The organism is Rhizobium mayense (genome assembly GCF_030272705.1).
Classification (GTDB): domain Bacteria; phylum Pseudomonadota; class Alphaproteobacteria; order Rhizobiales; family Rhizobiaceae; genus Rhizobium; species Rhizobium mayense.
On sequence record NZ_JARFYM010000002.1, the window covers coordinates 121,820 to 142,956 of the forward strand.

Below are 21,137 nucleotides of genomic sequence, written 5' to 3' on the forward strand. Positions count from 1 at the left end.
CTAGTTGCGCCTGCTCAATGAGATCCAGCCGGCTTCCAGCGCACCACCTTTGCCTCGACGGCCGAAACAAGGGCGAAGAGGATCACCGCCAGAAGGGCTGCGATCACAACGGTTGCGTAGAGAAGGGGCGAGCGGAAATTATAGGTGGCCTCGATGATCAGCGCGCCGAGGCCGAAACTCGAACCGATCCATTCAGCAACGATCGCGCCCATGACGCTGCTGGTTGCCGCGATCTTCAGAGCGGCGAACAGGAAGGGCAGCGAGCTCGGAAAGCGGACTTTCCAGAGGATCTCCGCATTGGTGGCCGACAGAACCCGCATCAGGTCGAGCATGGCAGGACTCGCAGCCCGCAATCCCTGGACCATGTTGACCAGCGTCGGGAAGAAGCAGATCAGGCCGGCAATGATGATCTTCGGCGCCAGACCATTGCCGAAGATCAGCACGAGGATCGGCGCAAGCGCGATGATCGGGATCGCCTTGATGAAGACGGCGATCGGATAAAATGCCTTTTCCGCCGTCGTGCTATGCACGAACCACACCGCCAGCAGGATGGCGACGAGATTGCCGAACAGGAACCCGAGGGCCGCCTCGAGTAGGGTCGGCAGGAAGTTCCGCCATAGCGTTGCGGCATTGTCGCGGAATGCGAACACGACATCGGCCGGGCTCGGTGCCATGAAGGTCGGGATCTTGAATATCCAGATCACCAATTGCCAGAGCACGACGAGGCCCAGTCCAGCCAGGATCGCCGGCAGGTTTTTCGACAGGGTGCCAACGGTGGCGTCAAGAATGACCACCTTGCGCGGCGTGGATGCGGGCTCGGAGCGGGCGCCGGAAGAGACCACATTGCTCATAGGCATTCCTCCAGCAGAGCGCGCAAATGCGCCGTCACCTGAATGAATTCCACCGTATCCCGCATGGCGAGCGACCGCGGATAGGGAAGATCGACCTTCATGAACTCCTTCACCCGCCCCGGATGCGCCTGGAGCATCAGCACATGCTGGCCAAGGAAAGCCGCTTCAGGGATGGAGTGAGTGACGAACACAATCGTCGTACCCGTTTCCTGCCAGAGCCGCAGCAGTTCCTCATTCAGCTTGTCGCGCGTGATCTCGTCCAGCGCGCCGAAGGGCTCGTCCATCAGCAGGATACGCGGGCGGGTGACCAACGCCCGGGCGATGGCGACGCGCTGGCGCATGCCGCCCGAAAGCTCGTGCGGCAAAGCGTTTTCGCGCCCCTTGAGACCGACCATCGCCAGCAGCTCCGCCGGGTCGGCGAAATCGCCAGCAGCATGCCTGCCGACCTCTGTCGGCAGGCGGACATTGTCGATGACGCTGCGCCAGGGCAGCAGGGTGGCGTCCTGGAACACGAAGGCGAAATCGCGGCCTTCGCGCGCCTCGCGCGGCGAGCGCCCGAGCACCGAGATCGAGCCGCTGCTGATATGCACGAGATCGGCAATGCAGCGCAGCAGCGTCGACTTTCCGCAGCCTGAGGGGCCGAGCATCGTCACGAACGCCCCCTCGGGGATATTCACCGACACGTTGGAGAGAGCGGTGATCTCGTTGTCCTTGTCGCCAAAGCGGATGTCCAGATTGGCGACGGATACGGCGAGCGGCGATCCGGCTGGCTGCGGATCGGGCCGTTTGATGGTGGCGGCGGCGGTCATGACCGTTCACCCGACCTGCTTGCGGATATCGGCCGTCGCATCGAGAATGGCAAAGCTCGCGACGTCGTCGACAGAAGGAACCGTACCGGTGAACTGCTTGAGATCGGCATAGGCCTTGATCTGTGCTGCCCAATTGTCCCTGTTCATCGCCCCCCAGCCGAATTGCTTGGTCGTGTCGCCGAAGGAGAATTTTGCGATCGGCCCGACAGCTTTTAGTTCGCTTGCTTTGTCGAGGTTGGGATAAGTCTCGACCAGCATGTCGACGGCTTCTTCCGGGTGGTCGCGGACATAGCCCCAGCCCTTGGCCGCTGCCGTGGTGAAGCGCACCAGCACATCGGCATGTTTGTCGAGCTGTTCGTCGGTAGTGTAGTAGACGTTGGCATAGAGCTGCAGCCCGGCGTCCCAGAGCATCATATCGACGCGGTCGTCGCCCAGGACCGAAAGGGCATTGGTGTTGGTGACCCAGCCGGTGACGGCGTCGGCCTGGCCGGTCAGGAGCTGGTTCATATCCGAACCCATATTGACCATCTTGACCTGATCCTCGGCGATGCCGTTCTTGGCAAGCAGCGCGCGAAGCAGGATGAAGGCCGTCGGCTGCGTGGCGATCGTCTTGCCGATCAAGTCCTTCGGCTCGCGGATCGGCGCTTTCTTCAGTGAAAAATAGGTGAAGGGGTGTTTCTGGAAGCCGGCGATAAAGGCTTTGACCGGAATGCCGGCCGAACGCGCCAGCATCACCGATGGGCTGGAAGAGATTTGTCCGAGCGTCGATTGACCCGCGGCGACACCGGCCACACCATCGACATTGGGGCCGCCCGGAACGATCTCCAACTCGACGCCCTGCTCCTTGAAGAAACCCTTCTTCTGCGCGACGACTTCGCCGATCACGCCGTTGGACACCAGCCAACCCAGTTGCATTTTCACCTGCGCGACGTCCTGGGCAAGGCCCGCGCGGACGCCGATCAAGGTTTGTGCTGCGGCCAGGCCGCCCACCGTTGCGACATTGGACATGAAGCGACGGCGATTCATCATGAAATGAGACATAATAGTTCCCCTATTTGTTCCCTCGGCCCGACTTTATCATCGTTTACCGCAGCTCTTTTGCCGAATGCCCAGGAGGATGAGCAATTTTCGCGTTCTAATAAAGAACAATTATTCGCTAGATGAGTTGCCGAAAAGGCAACAGTAGAACAAGAACCATTTGCCGGGCGAGCACAAGCGTTTAGTCCGCCAATGCGTTCGAAATCGGCGGATGAGCTCGTTTCCCGATCTCGGGCAGAAACGGACGCTTGCTTTCGTCCCTTCCTAGTCCGATGGTATCGTTGCCGGCCGTCGGCTGAAGGAAAAGGGCGTCGCATAAGGCACGACGATCATGGCCGCCTGAAAGAGCATAGTGATGAATTTGCGTAATAGGACGCTCAGCGCGTCGGGATTTCATTCACCAAAGCGCGGCATCATCGACGTTTTGGATGACGTGCTGATCGAGATCGATGCCGAGGGTGTGATTACCGCCCTTCACCGTCACGGCGATCCGAATTACCGGACCATTCGTGACGCCCGCGATGCATCCGGCGAACTCGTGACCCTTCCGGCCGGCTTTTATATCCTGCCCGGCTTTGTGGATCTGCACGTGCATGCGCCGCAATACCCGCAGCTCGGCGATGCGCTCGATGTACCTTTGGAAGTCTGGCTGCAGAAATATACTTTCCCACTGGAGGCACGTTATCAGGACGACGCCTTCGCACGCCGCATCTATCGTTTGCTGGTCGATGACCTTCTTGCCAACGGCACGACGACGGCGCTTTATTTCGCCACCATCCACCAGGAGGCGACGCGGGCGTTGGTCGATATCTGCGTGGAAAAGGGCCAGCGCGCCCTGATCGGCAAGGTGGCGATGGACAATACCGACGAGTGTCCGGACTACTACCGCGACCGATCGACGGAAGAGGCGCTCGACGGCACGCGCGCGTTGATCGACTACGTGCGTGGACATCCACAAAATGGCGAGGGACGCGTCCTGCCGGTCGTCACGCCGCGCTTCATTCCCTCCTGCACCGATGCGACGCTTGAAGGCCTCGGCGCTGTCGCCAGGGAATGCGGCTGCCATGTGCAGACCCATTGCTCGGAAAGCGACTGGGCGCAAGGCTATGTGCTTGCCCGGCATGGCATGACGGATACGAACAGCCTCGATCGCTTCGGCCTCCTCGGCCGCAAGACGGTCCTGGCGCATGCGAATTTCCTGACGGCGAAGGATATGGAAACAGTCCGCGCGCGCAAAGCCGCCGTCGCGCATTGCCCGCTTTCGAATGCGTATTTCGCCAATGCCGTCTTTCCGCTGCGCGCCGCGCTGGAAAAGGGGCTGCATGTCGGTCTCGGCACGGATATTTCCGGCGGCCCCAGCGCTTCGATGCTAGAGAACGCCCGAGGCGCTATCCTGGCATCGAGGATGCTGCAACGCGGTGTCGACCCGAACCTTCCGGCCACTGCACGCGCGACGTTCGGGCCCGCACAGATCGATTTCCGCGATGCCTTCCATATCGCGACGACAGGCGGCGGCGTTGCGCTCGATCTACCCGTCGGGCAATTCACGCCCGGCTATCAGTTCGACGCCGTGCTGATCGATGCCGATGCCGAGAAAGGCACAGTGCGGCTGTTCGAAGACCGCGACAAAGGCGAGCGCATTCTGCAGAAAATTATTTATACCGCATCGAGGCCAAACATCGCGGCCACCTGGGTCGGCGGCAGCAAAGTTTGAGGGCGGGCTAGGCCGCGTTGCTGGCGCACCGCTGCATCCCGCCGGGAGCCAAACGCTCAATTCTTGAACACAAGGCAAGCTCCGCCGTTCTGGCGGACTTGAGTGCAAACCGCATCCGCCTCGGCACGTGTCTGCCGGCCGATGCGCGCCGCATATCGGATGCGGAAACCGAAATCGGCGTTGCGCTGGCGCACGATAAGCGGCTTTTCTTCACTCAGCGGTGCTGGAAGCTTAGCGACGCTCTCGGAGAAAAGGTCGCGGACGGTACCGAGCTGGAGATTCTCTGCAAGTTGAGCGCCCCAGGGCGCCCAGGGCCGCTCTTGTTCCAAGGCGATTTGTTTCAGCTTGCGGCTGCCGGCAAGCGCCATACAGGCCTGTGCAAAAGGTTTGCCCTTGTCGAGTTCCAGCGCGACCGTATCAGGCGGGTCATCCTTCCATTGCTCGACCGTATGCGCCGTAATGGCAATCACGTAGCTGCGCGTCTCGTAGGGGAGGTTGCCGGAGCTGAGAAAATTTGCGAGGCCGTTTTCGCCGGCATTATAGGCCGCCGCCGCCAAGCCGAGATTGCCGAAACGGTTGCGCAACTCGTCCAGATAAGCTGCCGCTTTACCCAGCGCCTCCAGCAGGTCGTAGCTGTCCTGAACACCGCGGAGTCTTGCCGTTCCCGGCATGAATTGGGCAATGCCCTGCGCGCCCTTCGGGCTGACGGCATCGGGGCGAAACGTGCTCTCGCGCCAGATAAGCCTGGCAAGATAATCCGGCGGCAGATGATTGGCACGGGCGAAATAGTCGATCGCGTCACAGAGATCGCGATTGTAACTTTCCTTGCGAATACAAAGTGTTTTGCCGGTCTTGGTTACCAAAGGTCCGGAAATGCAGGCCGGCGGCGCAACGCTCCATTCGGGCTGGGCACTCGCGGGACAAGCGGCCACAACCACGAAGCCGAATGCAATGATGAAATTTGTGGCCTTTCCGACAAGGCTGGGCCGATGCTGGTTGCCTGCCATCCGTGCGAAACCCGTTGGACACCGTCAAATCGCTAGAGCATCTTATCCGCTTTCGGGTGGAACCACCCGAAAGCGGATAAGATGCTCTAGTTTCAAACGACTAGAGCAACCTTTGTGTGTTCAAGTGAACGCACGTCACTCTAGAGTGCCGCTCTTGATAGCATCTACGAGCGATCACGAAAACCACCAAGGCTGTGAGAGGCTTCCCAGCTCAATGATCGGAGCGCCTGGAGCAATCTCGGTAATCCGCTTCAGGGCGCAGCAAAAACGATGCTGGCATCACTGACAGTGGCGACATGCGAATAGGCGGCCTGACTTGCCGCTTGGGCATCGGCCTGCAGGATGGCGGCGACGATGACGTCGTGCTCCTCGAAGGATATGGAAAGCCGGCCCGGAAGCCGGAACTGCGCACGGCGAAACGGCGCAAGCCTGGCCCGGGTTTGCGTCACCAATTCGAAAATATGGTCGTTGTGAGCACCGCGATAGAGCTGGGTGTGAAACTCGGTGTTGTAGGCGGCATAATCCTCTGCGGCTCTGGCATGCACGAGCCGGAGGGAAGCGTGGTGCTCAAGCTCGAGGGCGCGACGCTCATCGACGGTCATTCGCTCTGCTGCCAGGCGCGCGCAGATGGCCTCGAGTTCCGCCATCGCTTCGAACATTGAATGCAGATAGGCACCGGTCACATTCGTCACGACAGCGCTGCGGTTGGGTTCGCGGCCGACGAGGCCCATGGCGCCAAGCTCACGCAGCGCCTCTCGCACCGGCGTCCGCGATACGTCGAAACGGCTTGCCAGCGATATTTCGTCGAGTCTCTCCCCGGGAACGAGCGCACCGGTCACGATCATATCGGCAATTGCCCGCACCATCTGTTCGACGGTCGTTCCGGCTCTGACGATTTCTCTGCGCTTGACCTGCTTCACCGCGATGCACTTGCCCCGATTTATAGCATACAGATCTATGCGCCGGCGCCGCAAAGTCAATTCTGGCGGCTGGCGCAGCTATGTAGCGGCAAAGGCTTAGCGTTAGGGCCTGTTACGCCCGGAAGGTTTTCCCGAGTTCGGTGTCGGACAAGTTGTAATAGTGACGGAAATTATAGACCAATGGTGACCATTTGTTCGGATCGATATGATCACTACCGTCCTTCAAGAACTCTTCCGAGGCATGCACTTGCAAGATCTCGACAACAGCAACGAGGCCGCCTCCAAGTTCCGCCAGTTTTTTTCCGCCCATTTCGTGGAGCGACAAGACGCGGGCTTCCATTTGAACGGGGCATTCTGCGGCCCGCACAGGGCGAACCGACTCGCTGTCGAGCCTGGAAAATCCCGCAGCAGCAAATTTGTCCTTCTCGGTCCTGAACTGCTTAGATTTCAGTTCGGGTACGGGGTCTCTACCCGTCAGCGGTGCGAGCTTTTCGACCATCTGCCACATTGAGGGAGAAGGAAGGTTTACGACGCATTCCGCGTGCCGCGCGAGATTCTCCGCGAGCTTGGCATCATTCAGCAGGCCAAGCGACATCGTCCAGCCAAGCGCCCAAAATGATGAAATCGGCGACAAATTCGTCGAGTTATCCTCATTCAAGCTACTGATCAGTGCGACAGGGGTCCCAAAATAGAGAATTTTTGGCTCAACGGTTCTCACTTCGTCCTCCTGAAACAGGATGCGTTGAGACCACCATAAGCGATTTTCGCTCGGCAATGGTTCGATTAGGATCGAAGTATGATTTCCGCTGAAGCTGGCCTATTCGGCGAGGCGTCCGCCGCACATCGGCGTCGGTACGCCTGTTGTTCCCGGGAAGCTGATCGGGAGGCCTCTCAAGACTCGCACGGCCAAAAACGCGAAGCATTCGGCTTCGACAGCGTCGCCACGCCAGCCAAGCGTTTCCGCCGAGATCGGCTCCACGCCGGCTCGGGTCTTGAGCATCGACATAATGGTCGGATTACGGCGGCCGCCGCCGCTGACCACCAGTTTTTTCGGGCGACGGGGCAGCAGGTCCAGCGCCTTGCCGACAGCGGACGCGGTGAAGGCGGACAGCGTCGCCGCGCCGTCTTCTGGGCCGAGCCCATCAGCCATGGAGGCGCCGAAGTCGAAACGATCCAGCGATTTCGGATAGGCTGCACTGAGATAGGGGTGTTGCAGCAGCCTCGCGAGCCTTGCCTCATCGACCGTGCCAGCCCGGCCGAGCGCACCGTCCCTGTCCATCTCGCCAAGGCCGTGGGATCCAACGAAATCATTGAGCGGCGCATTGGCCGGCCCGGTGTCGAAGGCGACGAAATTGCCTTCGCCGTCCGACCAGGTGATGTTGGCGACGCCGCCAAGATTGAGGATGGCGGTATCGTCTCCAGCTCCGGCGCGGCGCAGCAGGGCGGTATGATAAGCAGCCGCCAAGGGCGCGCCCTGACCGCCTGCGCGCACGTCGGCGGAACGGAAGTCATAGGCGACCTTGGTACCGAGGATGGAGCGCATCAATTCGCCGTCGCCAAGCTGGCGCGTATCGCCGAGGCGACCCTCCTGCGGTGCCCGATGCAGCACGGTCTGGCCGTGGAAACCGACTACCCCGATGTCGGCCATGGTCAGGCCATAGCTTTCGACAAGTTCCTTGACAGCGGCCGACTGCGCGCGCGTCAAGGCCTCCTCGGCTCGCTTGAAGATTTCCGGCTCAAGCCCGTTGAAATTCCAAATCCGGGCCTGCGCCAATGTCTCTTCCAGCAATGTCCTGATCCATTCCGGATAAGGCGCCAGCACATAAGGACCGAACTCCTCGACCCGCTCGCCATCCGTCTTCAGCAGGGCGACATCAATATTGCCGTCGAGAACGGTTCCGGTCATCAGACCGACTGCCCAGATTGGTTCCATGATCAAGCTCCTAAGCTCTATTGACGAGATCGCCGACGGTTTGGCGAAGCGCCGCGATCCCACTGTCGAAATGGCGGGTCGGATGAATGCGGTTGGTGAGCAAGGTCCAGGCCCTGCCCTGATCGAAATCGATCCAGAGACCAGTACCGGTGAAGCCCGTATGACCGATCGTACCTGGCGAGCAAAAGTTGCCTCCGGACCAGCCGTCATAGGGCCGCTCCCATCCATGGGTGCGTGTCGCCGACAACGGCGTGCGCATTAAAGCGATCGAGCGTTCGGCGGCGCCGGTCCCAGCGAGCAACCCCTCGGCAAAATCAAGGATCGAGCCGGCCGTTCCAAACAAACCGGCATGACCGGCGCCCTGCAGAGCCGAACAATTATCATCGTGGACTTCACCCGAGAGAACACGGTGACGCCAGGTGCAATCCTCCGTCGCGGCTGCCTGATCGGGCGCGGCAGAAAAGGCGAAGCCCGGTCCCGCATCCATGTCGCGGATCGTCTGACCCGTCAGGCGCTCCAGCGCAAAGCCGAGCAGAATGAAGTTGATGTCAGAATAAACAGGCGGACCGGCCCGCCACTCACGCTGCAGAATGAAGGCGCGCAGCAGGTCGGGATCGCGGCCGTAGGTATAAAGCGGCTCGACGGCGGGAAAGGGCGTCTGATGGCCGAGGCACTGGCGAAACGTCACCTTCCGCTCCCAGGCAGCCGCATCATATTGGCGCAGATCCGGCAGCAGCGAAATCAGCCGTGCATCGAGATCGATCGTACCCGCTTCCGCCAAAGCTAGAATGCGCGGCGTTGTGAAGATGACTTTGGTGAGGGAAGCCAAATCGAACCACGTATCGGCGAACATTGGCCGCGTGACCGGGATCTTCTGTGCCAAGCCAACCGCACGGACCATCCGGTTGCCGTCGCGATCGATCATGCCGAGCACGCCGCCGGGAATGCGTCCGGCCGCGACGGCGGCTTCAACCGGCGCGAACGCCTGATCGAAACGCTGTACGAATTCCATATTTCCCGCTGCCGTCATGCTCCCCTCCCCGTCGCGTCTCTCTCAAGCTTCCGCCTGGGCCATGTGATCCGGAGCAAACCGGCGCCATTCCGGCGCAGCCGGCTCGAAGCCGAGCGGGCGCACCAGTGAGGGGACCTGACGCGTATCCAGCGCAAAACTCTCCCGCCGGCGGTCGACCGTCGGAACCGCCGAGATCAGCCGCTTGGTGTAGGAATGCTTCGGCTGCGACAGCACCGACGCGGCATCGCCGATCTCGACGATCTGGCCGGCATAGATCACCGCGATCCTGTGTGCGATCCGCTCGACGACGGCCATGTCATGCGAGATGAAAAGGTAGGCAAGCCCATACTCGCGCTGCAATTCGATCAACAGGTCCAGGACTTGCGCCTGAACGGAGACGTCCAGCGCCGAGACGGCCTCGTCCAGCACAAGAACCGAGGGATTCAACATCAGCGCCCGCGCAATGCACAGCCTCTGGCGTTGTCCGCCCGAGAACTCATGTGGATAGCGCTCAAGGCTATTCTCGGGCAGGCCGACGCGCTTCAGCAACGTGACCATTCTGTTGCGCGTTTCGCCCGATGCACGGCCGCCGGCGGCGATAATGGGCTCGGCCAGGATGCTATCGACCCGAAGTCGTGGGTTGAGCGAGGCATAGGGATTCTGAAACACCATCTGCACGGCACTCGTGCGATCAGCCGTCTTCCCGGCACTCGCAGTAAACGTCCCGCGGGTCGACTTCACCAATCCGAGGATTGCCCGCGCCGTGGTGGATTTGCCCGAGCCGCTCTCGCCAACAATCGCCAGCGTTTCGCCTTCCAGCAGATCGAAACCGACGCCCTCGACCGCATGCACCTCGCCGGTCGGACGGCGGAAAAAGCTGCCCGATACCGGAAAGCGAACAGTCAACCCATCGACCTTTAACGCCGGCGTGGGTTTCTCGGAGTCGTCACGGCTGAAATCCGAGCGCGCCGCGCGGCCCGCCGAAAAATGGGGGACGGAATGGAGGAGATGCTGCGTATAAGGATGGCTGGGCTTATCGAGGATCTGGTTTAGCTCGCCTTGTTCGACTGCTCGGCCTGCCTGCATCACCATGACCTTATCAGCGATGCCTGCAACGAGGCCGATGTCGTGAGTGATGAAAATCATCGACATGCCGGTCTCGCGCTTCAGCTCGGCAAGAAGCGCCATGATCTGCGCCTGCACCGTCACATCCAGCGCCGTGGTCGGCTCGTCGGCGATCAGCAGGCGCGGATTGCAGGCGAGCGCTGTCGCGATCATCACACGCTGCAGCATGCCCCCGGAAAGCTGGTTCGGGCAATATTTCAGCCGCCGCGTGGCATCGGGGATTCGGACACGATCCAGCGCATCCTTTGCGGCGGCGGTCGCCTGACGGCCGGTCAAGCCGCGATGCAGGCGGAAACACTCTTCGATCTGTGTGCCGATGGTCAGCACAGGATTGAGCGAGGTCATCGGCTCCTGGAAGATCATGCCGATCTCGGCGCCACGGATTTTCGTCAATTCCGCTTCGGTTGCCGTCGTCAGGTCGAGAACGCTGTTATCGGTCCGCTTTAGCTTGATCGAGCCACCGATGATGCGGCCACCGCCGAAATCGACGAGACGGTTGATCGACAGCGCGGTCACCGATTTCCCCGAGCCGCTCTCGCCGACAATCGCCAGCGTCTCGCCGGCGGCAAGATCGAAGCTGACGCCGTGGACGATCCTGTTGGCCTCCGGATTGCGGCCAAAGCCCACTTGCAGATCGGAAACAGAAAGCAGAGGGCTCACGGATTGGACCTCCGCATCTTCGGATCGAGAATATCACGCAGCGCATCGCCGAGCAGATTGAAGCCGAGGATGCTAATCATGATGGTGAGGCCTGGGAAGATCAGCAGCCAAGGTGCGGTCTCCATCAGGTTGCGGCTGTCGCTGAGCATCAGTCCAAGCGAAGAGGCCGGCGGCTGCGTACCGAGGCCCAGGAAGCTCAAACCGGCCTCAGTTAGAAGCGACCAGGCGAGCGCCAGGGTAATCTGGACGGTCAGTGGTGCAACAAGGTTCAGCAGCAGATGCCGTGTCAGTATATAAGGCTTGCTGCTGCCGAAGGTGCGGGCCGCATCGACGAAATCGCGCGATTTCAATGATAGCGCCGGCCCGCGCACCACGCGGGTAAAGATCGGCGTGTAGACGATGGCGATAGCGGCAACGCTGGTCCATGTGCCGGGACCAATGATGGCGATGATCAATAGCGCAAGGAGGATGGCCGGGAATGCCAGCAGGACGTCCATAGTACGCATGATCAGCCCGTCCCATCGCTTTCCGAACCAGGCGGCCGTCAATCCGAGCACGGTGCCGATGAGGCTTGCGACCGCGACAGAGAGGAAGGCGACGATGAAGGATTCGCCAATGCCGCTCATGAGCCGGCTCATCACATCGCGCCCGAGCAGATCGGTGCCCATCCAAAATGCGAAACTTGGCGCATGAAGGCGGTTCAAGGGGCTCCGCATCACCGGATCGTGCGGCGTTAGCCCCAGAGTGCCGAGAATGGCGAGAATGACATAGACACCAACGATCACGCCACCGATGCGGCCGCTCGTATGCCCGAAAATGGCCTTTCCAATGCGCATCAACCCTCTCCCAGACGAACGCGCGGATCGACCGCGACATAGGCAAGGTCGACGAGAAGATTGACGATCATGAAATTGAAAGCGATGAACAGGACGCAGCCTTGGACCAGCGCATAGTCACGCTGTTGGATCGCATCCAGCACCAACCGTCCGAGACCGGGCAGCGCATAGATCTGCTCGACGAGCACGGCTCCGCCGAGAAGATAACCGAATTCCACGCCGCTCAGCGTCACGACCGGAATGAGCGCGTTGGGCAGCGCATGGCGCCAGATGACGCCGCGGGACGGCACGCCGCGACTGCGGGCGGTGCGGACATAGTCATCGCTCAGAACGTCCAGCATTGCCGAGCGTACGACGCGTGTGACCGAGGCTGCAAAGGCAAAGCCGAGCGTCAGCGCCGGCAGGATCATCTGGCCGAGATTGCCGAGCGGATCCTGCAGGAACGGAGTGAACGCGCCCATGGTCGGCAAGACGCCAAAACCCGCCGAAAGCGCATAGATGATAAGAAGGCCGAGGACGAAATTCGGTGTGGACTGCCCGACGATGGCGACGATGCGCACGGCAAGATCGGACAGCTTTTCGTTTCGTGTCGCAGCGAAGACGCCGGCAGGCAGGCCGATCAGCAGGGCGATCACCATGGAGAGCAGCGCAAGCTCGAGCGTCAGCGGAAATCGCTCGAGGATGATGTCGAGCACCGGCTTGCCGTAGGTGACGGAAATGCCGAGATTGCCCTGCAGTACGCCGAACAGCCAATGCCAGTACTGCACGAACCATGATTGGTCGATGCCGAAATAGACTGCGAGGGCCTGCCGCTGCTCGGGCGTCAGCAGGCCGGCATTGGTTCCCAGCATCGCTGTGATCGCGTCACCCGGCACCAGCCGGATGGCGACGAACACGAGGACGGACACTCCCAACATGATCAGTGGGAATGTCGTCAGCCGGCGTGTCAGGTAACCCATGGAACGTCCTCTAGAGCAATTCCAGGAAAAGTGCGAAGCGGTTTTCTGTCCGGAATTGCGTAAAAACAAAAGGTTAGAGCGGTTCTGCACTTCATGAAAAGTTGAACCGCTCTAGAACCTGGTATCCGTTACTTGATGGATACCTTGCTGAGACCGAAGAGAGAGCCCGTCGGCGTCGGCACGAAGCCCTCGACGTTCTTCTGCTCGGCCGTGTAGCCGTATGCCGTATAGAGCCAGATCCAGGGCGAGACTTCGGCAATATGCTTTTCGAAGTCGGCGAAAATGACCTTGCGCTTCGCCGGATCGGTTTCGACACGGCCCTTCTGCATCTGACCGTCCAGCGTATCGTCGATATAGTTGGCGACCTTCTGCAGGTTGCCCGTCTTCGTCCAGTAGCGGTTATACATGGAATAGGGATCGGCGCTTCCGCCGTTCAGCGCCACCGCCATGTCGAAATTGCCTTTCAGCCAAGCGTCGACATAGACGTTGAGTTCCATCACCTTGATATCGAGCTTGATGCCGATTTCGGCGAGCTGCGACTGGATGACCTGGGCTTCGGCGGTCGCCGTCGGCGGCTCGCCGGTGGCGGCGATCACGGTTGCGGAAAAGCCGTTAGCAAAGCCCGCGTCGGCCATCAGCTTCTTTGCCTTCTCGACATCGCGCTTGTAGCAGAAGAGCTGGCTCGGATCAGTCGCATAGAGGGGCATAGTCAGCGGGCCGGTCACCTTGCCTTCGCCGAGCGCTGCCGTGTCCAGCACGTCCTGCCGGTCGATGGCGCAGGAGATCGCCTGACGCACGGCAAGCTGATCCATTGGCTTGCGCGACGGGTTGAGCTGCAGGACGTTATAGGAAAGCACCGGCGTCCGGGTTAGTTGCAGCTTCGGCTCCTTGGGAACGAGCGTCGCCACCAGCGGGTCGTTCAGAAGCGCAAAATCGATCTGGCCAGTACGAAGCGATGCCAGGATTGCCGTTTCATCCGGGAGGACGCTGACGTCGATGCCATCGACGCCTACCGTGCCGCCGGCCCAGGCCTTGTTGGCGCTTAGGACTTCCTTGGAATTCGGAACCCAATTCTCGAGCTTGAAGGGACCGGAACCGATCGCCTTCGTACCGATCGAGCCGGCGGTGATTTCGCTTGCCGGAACGATGGCGGCGTTGAGGCTGGTCATCGACGTCAGGATCGGAACGTCAGGCTGCGACAGATGGAAGACCACGGTCGTCGCATCGGGCGTATCGATGCTGGCGATCGAAAGGAAATTGGCGCGGGCGGCGGCACCTGTCGCCTGATCGAGAATGCGCTGGAACGATGCCTTCACGTCAGCCGAAGTGACGGCAGCGCCGTTCTGGAACTTGGCATTCGGATTGAGCTTGAAGGTCAGCTCCTTGCCATCAGCCGAAAACTGCCAGCTGTCGGCAATGGCGGGCACGATCTGCAGATTGCTGTCGAGCCGGACGAGCGGCTCATAGATCAGCTCCAGCAGGCGAATCGAGGAAAAGGCAGTCTGCTTGTGCGGATCAAGCCCGGTCGCGTCCTGGGACCATGCAAGGCGCAGCGTTGCCGCGTATGCCTCCGTAGAAACCGACGCCATGCCGAGACCCGCCGCCACCGCGACACACGAAATCAACTTCCTTGCAAAATGCCTTTTCATTCTTTTCTCCCTCTGAGCGTCTTAACGCTTCCCCGGCCGGTTTTGGCCGCTTTCATTAAAACCGTTGCTGCCGCAACGTAAGTTCATGCGGTCTTCGCGCTGATTGCCCTCCGCAGAAATCCACCAGCGTTTTGCAATGCCGCGCGGGCTTCTTCAATGCCCATCCCGGTAATTTCCATGAGAATGGCGAGTTTGACATCATTGCCTGTCTGGTCGAGCGCTCGGCGTGCTTCTTCCAGCGTGCAGCCAGTCGCCTGCATGACGATCCTGGAAGCACGGGCGACCAGCTTCTTGTTACTCGCATGCACGTCAACCATCAGATTCTGATAGCTTTTGCCGATCCGGATCATGCTCGCCGTCGTCAGCATGTTGAGTATGAGTTTCTGCGCCGTACCCGACTTCAGCCGGGTCGACCCCGTCAGGATTTCCGGACCGACGACGGGAGAAATCGCAAGATCGGCAATTCCGGCTATAACGGAATTAGGGTTGCAGGACAGAGCGACGGTGACCGCACCGACGCTCTTCGCGTAGTTCAACCCACCGATGACGTAAGGCGTGCGACCGGAGACGGCAATGCCAACTACAACGTCCGCAGCGGTCAGAGCAATGTCCTGCAAGGCTTGCCGCCCCTGCTCCGGATCGTCCTCGGCTCCTTCGATTGAGCTTTGCAGCGCAGCCGGGCCGCCGGCGATCAGGCCGATCACCATGCTTGACGGCACGCTGAAGGTCGGCGGGCATTCGGATGCGTCGAGGACGCCAAGCCGGCCGCTGGTGCCGGCGCCCATGTAGATCAGGCGGCCGCCCTTCTGGAAGGCCGCAACGATCTGGTTCACGGCAGCGGCGATTGCCGGAATGACCTTCTCGACCGCAGTGGGGACGGTCTGATCCTCATAATTGATTTCGCGCAGGATATCGAAGGTCGACAACAGATCGATGTGCATCGTGTTCGGATTGCGACCCTCGGAAACCAACTGCTCCAGTTCGGATATCAACCTTTGTTCGCTCATGTGCCTGCTCTCGAAATTGTGCTTCGATACAACAAATCAGGGATGGCAAGCTCGATCGATGACGATCGGGCAGGCCGCAGCAGCTTTAATTTTCAACGCAACAGAAAGCTGGTCATCAGCCCACGCAGCCGGCCTTTGCGGCTCGTTCGCTGCGAGTTTCCCTGTTTACTTTTCTTAACATTATGTCCATTTATTCCGATCGTCAATCGCTGTAGGAATAAAATATTCCAAATTCGATGTGTCAAACCGGTGATGCGCGCGACCGCCATTTCAGCGGCTGCAGACCGACTTCCTTGCAAGGATGATGGCGCCCAAGACGGCATCCCCGTCGATGGGTTTCAGGCGGCGGCGGACGTCCGGTGCGAGCCACGGCTCGAGCGGACTCGACAAGCCGCCAAGCAGGGAAACGCGAGGTGCGCCCTTGTCAAAAAGCGTGCGGATCAGCGTATCAACGTGTTCGGCCGCGCTCTGGACGATGCGCCGCCCGGCCGCATCTCCCTGGTCTGCGTGGCGCATCACCATCGGCGCCAGAGCGGCGTAGTCCGTTGCAGAGGCACGGTCCATCCAGGCGACCGCTTCCATCGGATCATTCTGAAAGCGCTGCATGATTTCGGCCAGCAGGGCCGTCTTCTCCTGGCGACCGTCATGCGCGCGCAGTGCAAGCTGCACCGCCTTCAGTCCGAGATATGCGCCGCTGCCCTCGTCGGAGATCGGAAAGCCATATCCGCCGACCCGCAGGTGGCGCCCTTCGACAAAACCGAGCCCAATCGATCCCGTCCCGGCAATGACGATCGCGCCGTCACGACCCGAATGGGCGCCGAGACAGGCGCCCTCGCCGTCACTGACGAAATCGATGCTGGCAAAAGGATGATTTATGCCTCGCAATGCCTCAAGCGCGCCCTTCCGCCCGATCCCCGCGAGCCCAACGCCTGCGTGAATCCGCTTGACCTCGGGCGCGCTAAGACCGGCCTCCTCAATAGCCGCTCCGAAGGCCCTCGCAATGGAAGCCCAGGCTTCGTCTATTCCGAGACGGGTGGTTGCGGGGCCGGACAGTCCCTGACCCAATACTGTGCCGGCCGCATCCTCGATTCTTGCGCGACAACCAGTGCCTCCGCCGTCGATACCAAGAAAATAGCGCGCGCTCATGACGTCAGCCGCTCGATATCTGCGCCGCATAGGCGGAGCTTGCGATCCAGTTGCTCATAGCCACGGTCGAGGTGATAGACGCGGTTGATGATGGTTTCGCCCTCCGACACCAGCGCCGCGAGCACCAGAGAGACAGAGGCGCGCAGATCGGTCGCCATGACCTGTGCGCCTCGAAGAGGCGCGCCGCCCCGCACCAACGCCGTGGTGCCCTGCAGCTTGATGTTGGCGCCGAGACGCATCAATTCCGGCACATGCATGAAGCGGTTTTCGAACACCGTCTCGCGGATCAGCGAGGCGCCTTCAGCGCAGCAGGCGAGCGCCATGAACTGTGCCTGCAGGTCAGTCGGAAAACCGGGATAGGGTTCAGTAGTAATATCGGCGCCCTTGAGCGGACCATCCCTCGAAACAACCAGGCCGCGGTCGCTCGGCCAGACGCTGACGCCCATGGCCTCCAGCGCCTGCACAACCGAAGCCAGGTTCTCCAGTCTGGCGTGGATCAGTTCAAGCTGGCCGCCAGTGATCGCGGCTGCAACTGCGTAGGTACCGGCCTCGATCCGGTCGGAAATGCCATGATGCTTGGCGGGCTGCCACGTCGTGCTGCCTTCGATCAGGATGCGGTGCGTGCCGGCGCCCTCGATGCGGGCGCCCATGGCGCCGAGACAGGCAGCAAGATCGGCCACCTCCGGCTCGCGCGCCGCATTCAAGATCTCCGTCTCGCCCTTGGCCGCGCATGCCGCCATCATAGCCGTCTCGGTCGCGCCGACAGATGGGGAGCTTAGAACAACGCGCGCGCCCTTCAGCCCGCCAGGGGCCGATGCGACGATTAGGCCATTCTCGATCGCAACGTCAGCCCCGAGCGTCGCCAGCGCCTTGATGTGCATGTCGACCGGCCGGGCGCCGATGGCGCAGCCGCCGGGCAAGGAGACGCGGGCATGCCCGAAGCGCGCCAGCAGCGGTGCCAGCACCAGCACGGTCGCCCGCATACGCCTCACTGTGTCGTAGGAAGTTTCCTTCGAGACGATGGCGCTTGTATCGATGATCGTGCCGTGCGCCGCACGGTTCACGACGGCGCCATGAAGCGTGACGACACCGAGCATGTTCTCGACATCGGTTACAGCGGGCAGGTTCGTCAATTCCAGCGGATGGGGACTGAGCAGCGCCGCCGCGATTTGCGGCAAGGCGGCATTCTTTGCGCCGGAAATCGTCACAGCGCCCTGCAACCTGTTTCCGCCTGATATCCGCAATCTGTCCATGATGTGAAACCCGTCAAGGAGAGGGGTGAAGGAGCAGACGTCAGCCCTCTGCTTCTGGCTCAAGATTATTCGGTCATTCCGCCATGTCAACGTAAATTGGAATTTTTTATTCCAATCGTTCTCTGCTATAAGGTCCATGGCCGACGGAGCGAAAGCATGGTTGCCCAGTCTCGGCCGGATGATATCTTGTGGCTCGATTGTGTCGACGCGTGAACCGGCCTCCACGGCCTGAAGGGGCGGATGTCTATCTTAAAGAAAATCAGCGCGAAGCTCGAAGGCATGGCGCCTGCCGATCGTCAGATCGGGCAATTCATCGTCGAAAATCCCGACCAGATGCTGCGTCTGTCGTCCGCTGCGCTTGCCGCCGAGACCGGTCGCAGCCAGTCGAGCGTCGTCAAATTCAGCCAGAAACTCGGCTACGCCGGCTACCAGGAGCTGAAGCTCGCAGTCAGCGAGGCCAAAGCCCAGGAATGGCAGGCCCCAACGGGCATGATCCACGGGACTATCGAAGTGGACGACGGCTATCTGACCATCCTGCAAAAACTGCTTGGCAGCAAGCTGCAGGCCATGCAACAGACGATTGCCGTCAACAACGAACTCGATATCGACAAGGCGCTGAAGGCGCTTTACGAAGCGCGCCGCATTCATCTCGCCGGCGTCGGCGCCTCATCGCTGGTCGCTCGCGACTTTTCCTATAAGCTGATGAAGCTCGGGCGCAATGTGCTGCACGACAGCGACAGCCATGTGCAGATGGCCAATGCCTCGACACTTGGCGCCGACGACCTCCTGTTCGCTCTCTCCTATTCCGGCACCAGCATCGAAACGCTGCGAATCGCAGAACTTGCCAGCCAGCGAAACGCGACCGTCATCGCCGTGACCGGTCTTCAAGACAATCCGCTGGCCCATGTCGCCGATATCCGCCTCTATACTGTCGGCGATGAAGACCGCGTCCGCTCCTCGGCCATCACTGCGCGCGACGCCCAACTGATGCTGACCGACCTGCTGTTCATCCTTTTGATTCAGAGGCAGCCCGACGCCAACGATTACGTACATAATAGCGAAGCGGCCGTCTCGGTGCTGAAGGCCAAGCAACTGTCATAGAAAACCTCTATACGGCCAGGCAAGTTATCGGGCAGATCCCGTCGATTGAAATTTAAAATTGATACTTATTAAAATGCAACCATAACCTTGGTTGCAGTGACATTCCCGCAACATAGTCGATTGTTGCGCGCAATGATTGTCATTTTACTGTATCTATCATTGTTGCAAAATTGAGAATCTGTATATTCCAGGTCGCGGTTAGGGACCGCTACCCGAAAGGGTTTACGAAACGGGACCGGGGTGGGGACGTCGATTTTTCGGCGCGACAACCCGTGCCCAATCGAGAATAGATTGGACTTACTATGAACATTAGAACGCTTCTTCTCAGCTCCGCGGCGGCGCTCGCCGCCGCCTCCGGTGCGCATGCCGCCGACGCCATCGTTGCGGCCGAACCGGAGCCTCTTCAGTACGTTCGCATTTGCGATGCCTATGGCACGGGATATTTCTTTATTCCGGGTACCGAAACCTGCCTGAAGGTCGGCGGCGAAGTTCGCTCCGAAGGTGAATGGTATGACGCTTACAGCCCGACGAACCGCGTCGGCACGCTGTGGCATACCCGCGCCGAACTCAATCTCGATACCGCAACCGATACCGAATACGGCCCGCTGAAGACCAACATGGTCCTACGTTGGGACTGGCAGGAAGGCGGCACCACCGCCACGAAACTGCTGTTTGCCAATATCAGCCTGGGCGGCTTCACCGTCGGCAAGCTCGATTCGCAGTACAACCTCTATGCAGGCTACGCCGGCGACGTCATCAACGACGACGTGATCTGGGACGGCCCATACGAACTCAACCAGTTGACCTATAACTACGACGCCGGCAACGGCTTCACGGCGGTCATCTCGCTCGAAGATTCCAACTCGGCCGGCGACAGCGATGCCTTCGACGGCGCCTGGGTCACGTCCAAGGCCAACCACTATGCTCCGAACGTCGTTGCCGGTGCTGGCTACAAGTCGGGCATCTGGGGCGTCAAGGTTGTTGGCGGCTATGACTCGATCGTCGAAGAAGGTGCCATCAAGGCCCGCGTCGACGCCGACTTCGGCGCTTTCTCGGCATTCTTGATGGGCGGTTGGAACACCGACGGCGACAAGCTGAACCAGTATGCCGGCTCCAACCTGTCGGAAGATTCCTGCCCTCCGGGCCGAGGCGATCTTTGCGGCTGGGGTGACTGGGCTGCCTGGGGCGGCGTCTCGGTTCCCTTCAACGACAAGCTGAAGTGGAACCTGCAGGTCGCCTATACCGACTCCAAGATCTTCGCCGCAACCACGAACCTGAAGTTCAATCCGGTTAAGAACCTCCTGATCGAACCAGAAGTGTCTTACACCAACTGGGATTCGATCAACGAAGATCAGTGGGCCGGTATCCTGCGCTTCCAGCGTAGTTTCTGATCAGATTGACCTCCGATCAGTAAATGGGGATTGGTCCGGTTTCCCTGCCGGACCTTTCCTTGCCGCAGGTTGAGGGACACTTCAGCTTTGCAGTGTTTCGAGGCTCTTGGCAGCCTTGGGACAGAAATCGGCCGCATGCAATTCCTGCTGCTCGATTTCCTTCAATTGAGAAAGCGCGTCCGCGATCGTCAAGCCGTTGAGCGCTCCCATCACCGCAAATTCCGCCCGGCGCGCCACACTTTCGAATAGCACCGCGATATGTGTGCTCACAGGACAGCGGCACGGCACGTCATCGCGTGCGGCCCATAGCCGTTTGTCGAAAATGACTGAGCTATAGACGTCGTGAAGGGTGATTTCGTTCGCCGGTCGTCCTAGACGGATGCCGCCATTCTTCCCAGCCGACGAGATCAATATTCCGCTTTGGCTAAGCGGCACGAGCAATTTCCGAACAAAACTGGGATTGGAGCCGAGACCAGCGGCCAATTCAAAGCTTGTACACCGTAGGCCGTCCCGGTTGTGAACGGCTATAGTCAATACCATCTGAAATGCCGTCGGAAACCGAGTGTCTATCATTAAATTTTTGCAGCCTAGCCTCGCCTAACGATCCAGTGTCGCAGTTAAATGGCAAAATAGCCCGCTGTAAAGTAGAACAAATGCTCTTACAGACTTTGCCACCAAAACGAGAGATTACTGCACCGCACAGAATTAGGTGCGATGCACACAAAA

19 protein-coding genes are annotated in these 21,137 nt (G+C 60.2%); 3 read left to right on the forward strand and 16 right to left on the reverse strand.

From position 1 onward, the window contains the following. Nucleotides 1–14: 14 nt before the first annotated feature. Genes PY649_RS03195 through PY649_RS03205 form a run of 3 tightly spaced genes read right to left on the reverse strand, consistent with a single transcriptional unit; the run spans nt 15 to nt 2,701 of the window. On the reverse strand, nt 15–851 hold the full coding sequence (locus PY649_RS03195; RefSeq protein WP_285866683.1) for an ABC transporter permease: 837 nt from the start codon (nt 849–851) through the stop codon (nt 15–17). After that, nucleotides 848–1,660: an ABC transporter ATP-binding protein gene (locus PY649_RS03200; protein WP_285866685.1), complete on the reverse strand. Its 813-nt coding sequence runs from the start codon at nt 1,658–1,660 to the stop codon at nt 848–850. The genes PY649_RS03195 and PY649_RS03200 overlap by 4 nt, the downstream gene beginning before the upstream one ends. A 6-nt stretch (nt 1,661–1,666) precedes the next feature. Continuing rightward, entirely contained in the window at nt 1,667–2,701 is a 1,035-nt protein-coding gene (locus PY649_RS03205; protein ID WP_285866686.1) for an ABC transporter substrate-binding protein, read from the reverse strand. 352 nt (nt 2,702–3,053) lie between these two features. Between PY649_RS03205 and guaD the strand changes: the two genes are divergently transcribed. Beyond that, nucleotides 3,054–4,412 (forward strand): guanine deaminase, encoded by a 1,359-nt coding sequence (gene guaD / locus PY649_RS03210; RefSeq protein WP_285866687.1) that lies wholly within the window; start codon nt 3,054–3,056, stop codon nt 4,410–4,412. A gap of 56 nt (nt 4,413–4,468) precedes the next feature. Here the strand turns inward: guaD and PY649_RS03215 are convergent, their stop codons facing one another. From PY649_RS03215 to murA, 12 genes are all read right to left on the reverse strand, one after another. Next, nucleotides 4,469–5,419, reverse strand: coding sequence for a lytic transglycosylase domain-containing protein (locus PY649_RS03215; protein ID WP_285866688.1), 951 nt, complete (start codon nt 5,417–5,419; stop codon nt 4,469–4,471). A 251-nt stretch (nt 5,420–5,670) separates the two neighbouring features. Next, nucleotides 5,671–6,339 (reverse strand): GntR family transcriptional regulator, encoded by a 669-nt coding sequence (locus PY649_RS03220; RefSeq protein WP_285866689.1) that lies wholly within the window; start codon nt 6,337–6,339, stop codon nt 5,671–5,673. A gap of 112 nt (nt 6,340–6,451) precedes the next feature. Then, entirely contained in the window at nt 6,452–7,057 is a 606-nt protein-coding gene (locus PY649_RS03225; protein ID WP_285866690.1) for a flavin reductase family protein, read from the reverse strand. Nucleotides 7,058–7,156: 99 nt separating this feature from the next. Further along, a complete protein-coding gene (locus PY649_RS03230) occupies nt 7,157–8,272 on the reverse strand; it encodes an anhydro-N-acetylmuramic acid kinase (RefSeq protein WP_285866692.1) in 1,116 nt (371 codons plus the stop codon). A gap of 10 nt (nt 8,273–8,282) precedes the next feature. Next, complete coding sequence (locus PY649_RS03235) at nt 8,283–9,302, reverse strand: serine hydrolase domain-containing protein (protein ID WP_285866694.1); 1,020 nt, start codon at nt 9,300–9,302, stop codon at nt 8,283–8,285. A gap of 24 nt (nt 9,303–9,326) precedes the next feature. After that, the gene (locus PY649_RS03240; protein ID WP_285866695.1) at nt 9,327–11,069 is read right to left on the reverse strand and encodes an ABC transporter ATP-binding protein; all 1,743 of its coding nucleotides are present in this window, start codon (nt 11,067–11,069) and stop codon (nt 9,327–9,329) included. Beyond that, complete coding sequence (locus tag PY649_RS03245) at nt 11,066–11,905, reverse strand: ABC transporter permease (protein ID WP_285866696.1); 840 nt, start codon at nt 11,903–11,905, stop codon at nt 11,066–11,068. Before PY649_RS03245 ends, PY649_RS03240 begins: the two co-directional genes overlap by 4 nt. Further along, complete coding sequence (locus PY649_RS03250; RefSeq protein ID WP_285866697.1) at nt 11,905–12,864, reverse strand: ABC transporter permease; 960 nt, start codon at nt 12,862–12,864, stop codon at nt 11,905–11,907. The genes PY649_RS03245 and PY649_RS03250 overlap by 1 nt, the downstream gene beginning before the upstream one ends. A 128-nt stretch (nt 12,865–12,992) precedes the next feature. Continuing rightward, nucleotides 12,993–14,513, reverse strand: a complete 1,521-nt coding sequence (locus PY649_RS03255; protein WP_285866698.1) for an ABC transporter substrate-binding protein — start codon at nt 14,511–14,513, stop codon at nt 12,993–12,995. Nucleotides 14,514–14,596: 83 nt separating this feature from the next. After that, nucleotides 14,597–15,520 carry an N-acetylmuramic acid 6-phosphate etherase gene (gene murQ / locus PY649_RS03260; RefSeq protein ID WP_285866699.1) on the reverse strand — a complete coding sequence of 308 codons (924 nt, stop codon included), beginning with the start codon at nt 15,518–15,520 and terminating at the stop codon, nt 14,597–14,599. 270 nt (nt 15,521–15,790) lie between these two features. Continuing rightward, nucleotides 15,791–16,666 carry a glucosamine kinase nucleotide-binding domain-containing protein gene (locus PY649_RS03265; RefSeq protein ID WP_285866700.1) on the reverse strand — a complete coding sequence of 292 codons (876 nt, stop codon included), beginning with the start codon at nt 16,664–16,666 and terminating at the stop codon, nt 15,791–15,793. Then, entirely contained in the window at nt 16,663–17,919 is a 1,257-nt protein-coding gene (gene murA / locus PY649_RS03270) for a UDP-N-acetylglucosamine 1-carboxyvinyltransferase (RefSeq protein ID WP_285866702.1), read from the reverse strand. The genes PY649_RS03265 and murA overlap by 4 nt, the downstream gene beginning before the upstream one ends. A 240-nt stretch (nt 17,920–18,159) precedes the next feature. Here murA and PY649_RS03275 point away from each other — a divergent pair, with 240 nt between their 5' ends. Continuing rightward, a complete protein-coding gene (locus tag PY649_RS03275) occupies nt 18,160–19,020 on the forward strand; it encodes a MurR/RpiR family transcriptional regulator (protein WP_285866704.1) in 861 nt (286 codons plus the stop codon). A 302-nt stretch (nt 19,021–19,322) separates the two neighbouring features. After that, complete coding sequence (locus tag PY649_RS03280) at nt 19,323–20,411, forward strand: porin (RefSeq protein ID WP_285866706.1); 1,089 nt, start codon at nt 19,323–19,325, stop codon at nt 20,409–20,411. Between the two features lie 81 nt (nt 20,412–20,492). Here the strand turns inward: PY649_RS03280 and PY649_RS03285 are convergent, their stop codons facing one another. Continuing rightward, nucleotides 20,493–20,984, reverse strand: coding sequence for an RrF2 family transcriptional regulator (locus tag PY649_RS03285; RefSeq protein ID WP_285866708.1), 492 nt, complete (start codon nt 20,982–20,984; stop codon nt 20,493–20,495). Between the last annotated feature and the right edge of the window lie 153 nt (nt 20,985–21,137).

Excerpts from the sequence above, each read along its gene's own strand:
- PY649_RS03205 (WP_285866686.1), bottom strand. The coding sequence starts at position 2,701 with ATGTCTCATTTCATGATGAATCGCCGTCGCTTCATGTCCAATGTCGCA.
- PY649_RS03195 (WP_285866683.1), bottom strand. The coding sequence starts at position 851 with ATGAGCAATGTGGTCTCTTCCGGCGCCCGCTCCGAGCCCGCATCCACG.
- PY649_RS03255 (WP_285866698.1), bottom strand. The coding sequence starts at position 14,513 with ATGAAAAGGCATTTTGCAAGGAAGTTGATTTCGTGTGTCGCGGTGGCG.
- PY649_RS03250 (WP_285866697.1), bottom strand. The coding sequence starts at position 12,864 with ATGGGTTACCTGACACGCCGGCTGACGACATTCCCACTGATCATGTTG.
- PY649_RS03275 (WP_285866704.1), top strand. The coding sequence starts at position 18,160 with ATGTCTATCTTAAAGAAAATCAGCGCGAAGCTCGAAGGCATGGCGCCT.
- PY649_RS03200 (WP_285866685.1), bottom strand. The coding sequence starts at position 1,660 with ATGACCGCCGCCGCCACCATCAAACGGCCCGATCCGCAGCCAGCCGGA.
- PY649_RS03230 (WP_285866692.1), bottom strand. The coding sequence starts at position 8,272 with ATGGAACCAATCTGGGCAGTCGGTCTGATGACCGGAACCGTTCTCGAC.
- PY649_RS03245 (WP_285866696.1), bottom strand. The coding sequence starts at position 11,905 with ATGCGCATTGGAAAGGCCATTTTCGGGCATACGAGCGGCCGCATCGGT.
- guaD (WP_285866687.1), top strand. The coding sequence starts at position 3,054 with ATGAATTTGCGTAATAGGACGCTCAGCGCGTCGGGATTTCATTCACCA.
- PY649_RS03265 (WP_285866700.1), bottom strand. The coding sequence starts at position 16,666 with ATGAGCGCGCGCTATTTTCTTGGTATCGACGGCGGAGGCACTGGTTGT.
- PY649_RS03285 (WP_285866708.1), bottom strand. The coding sequence starts at position 20,984 with ATGATAGACACTCGGTTTCCGACGGCATTTCAGATGGTATTGACTATA.
- PY649_RS03280 (WP_285866706.1), top strand. The coding sequence starts at position 19,323 with ATGAACATTAGAACGCTTCTTCTCAGCTCCGCGGCGGCGCTCGCCGCC.
- murA (WP_285866702.1), bottom strand. The coding sequence starts at position 17,919 with ATGGACAGATTGCGGATATCAGGCGGAAACAGGTTGCAGGGCGCTGTG.
- PY649_RS03235 (WP_285866694.1), bottom strand. The coding sequence starts at position 9,302 with ATGACGGCAGCGGGAAATATGGAATTCGTACAGCGTTTCGATCAGGCG.
- PY649_RS03215 (WP_285866688.1), bottom strand. The coding sequence starts at position 5,419 with ATGGCAGGCAACCAGCATCGGCCCAGCCTTGTCGGAAAGGCCACAAAT.
- murQ (WP_285866699.1), bottom strand. The coding sequence starts at position 15,520 with ATGAGCGAACAAAGGTTGATATCCGAACTGGAGCAGTTGGTTTCCGAG.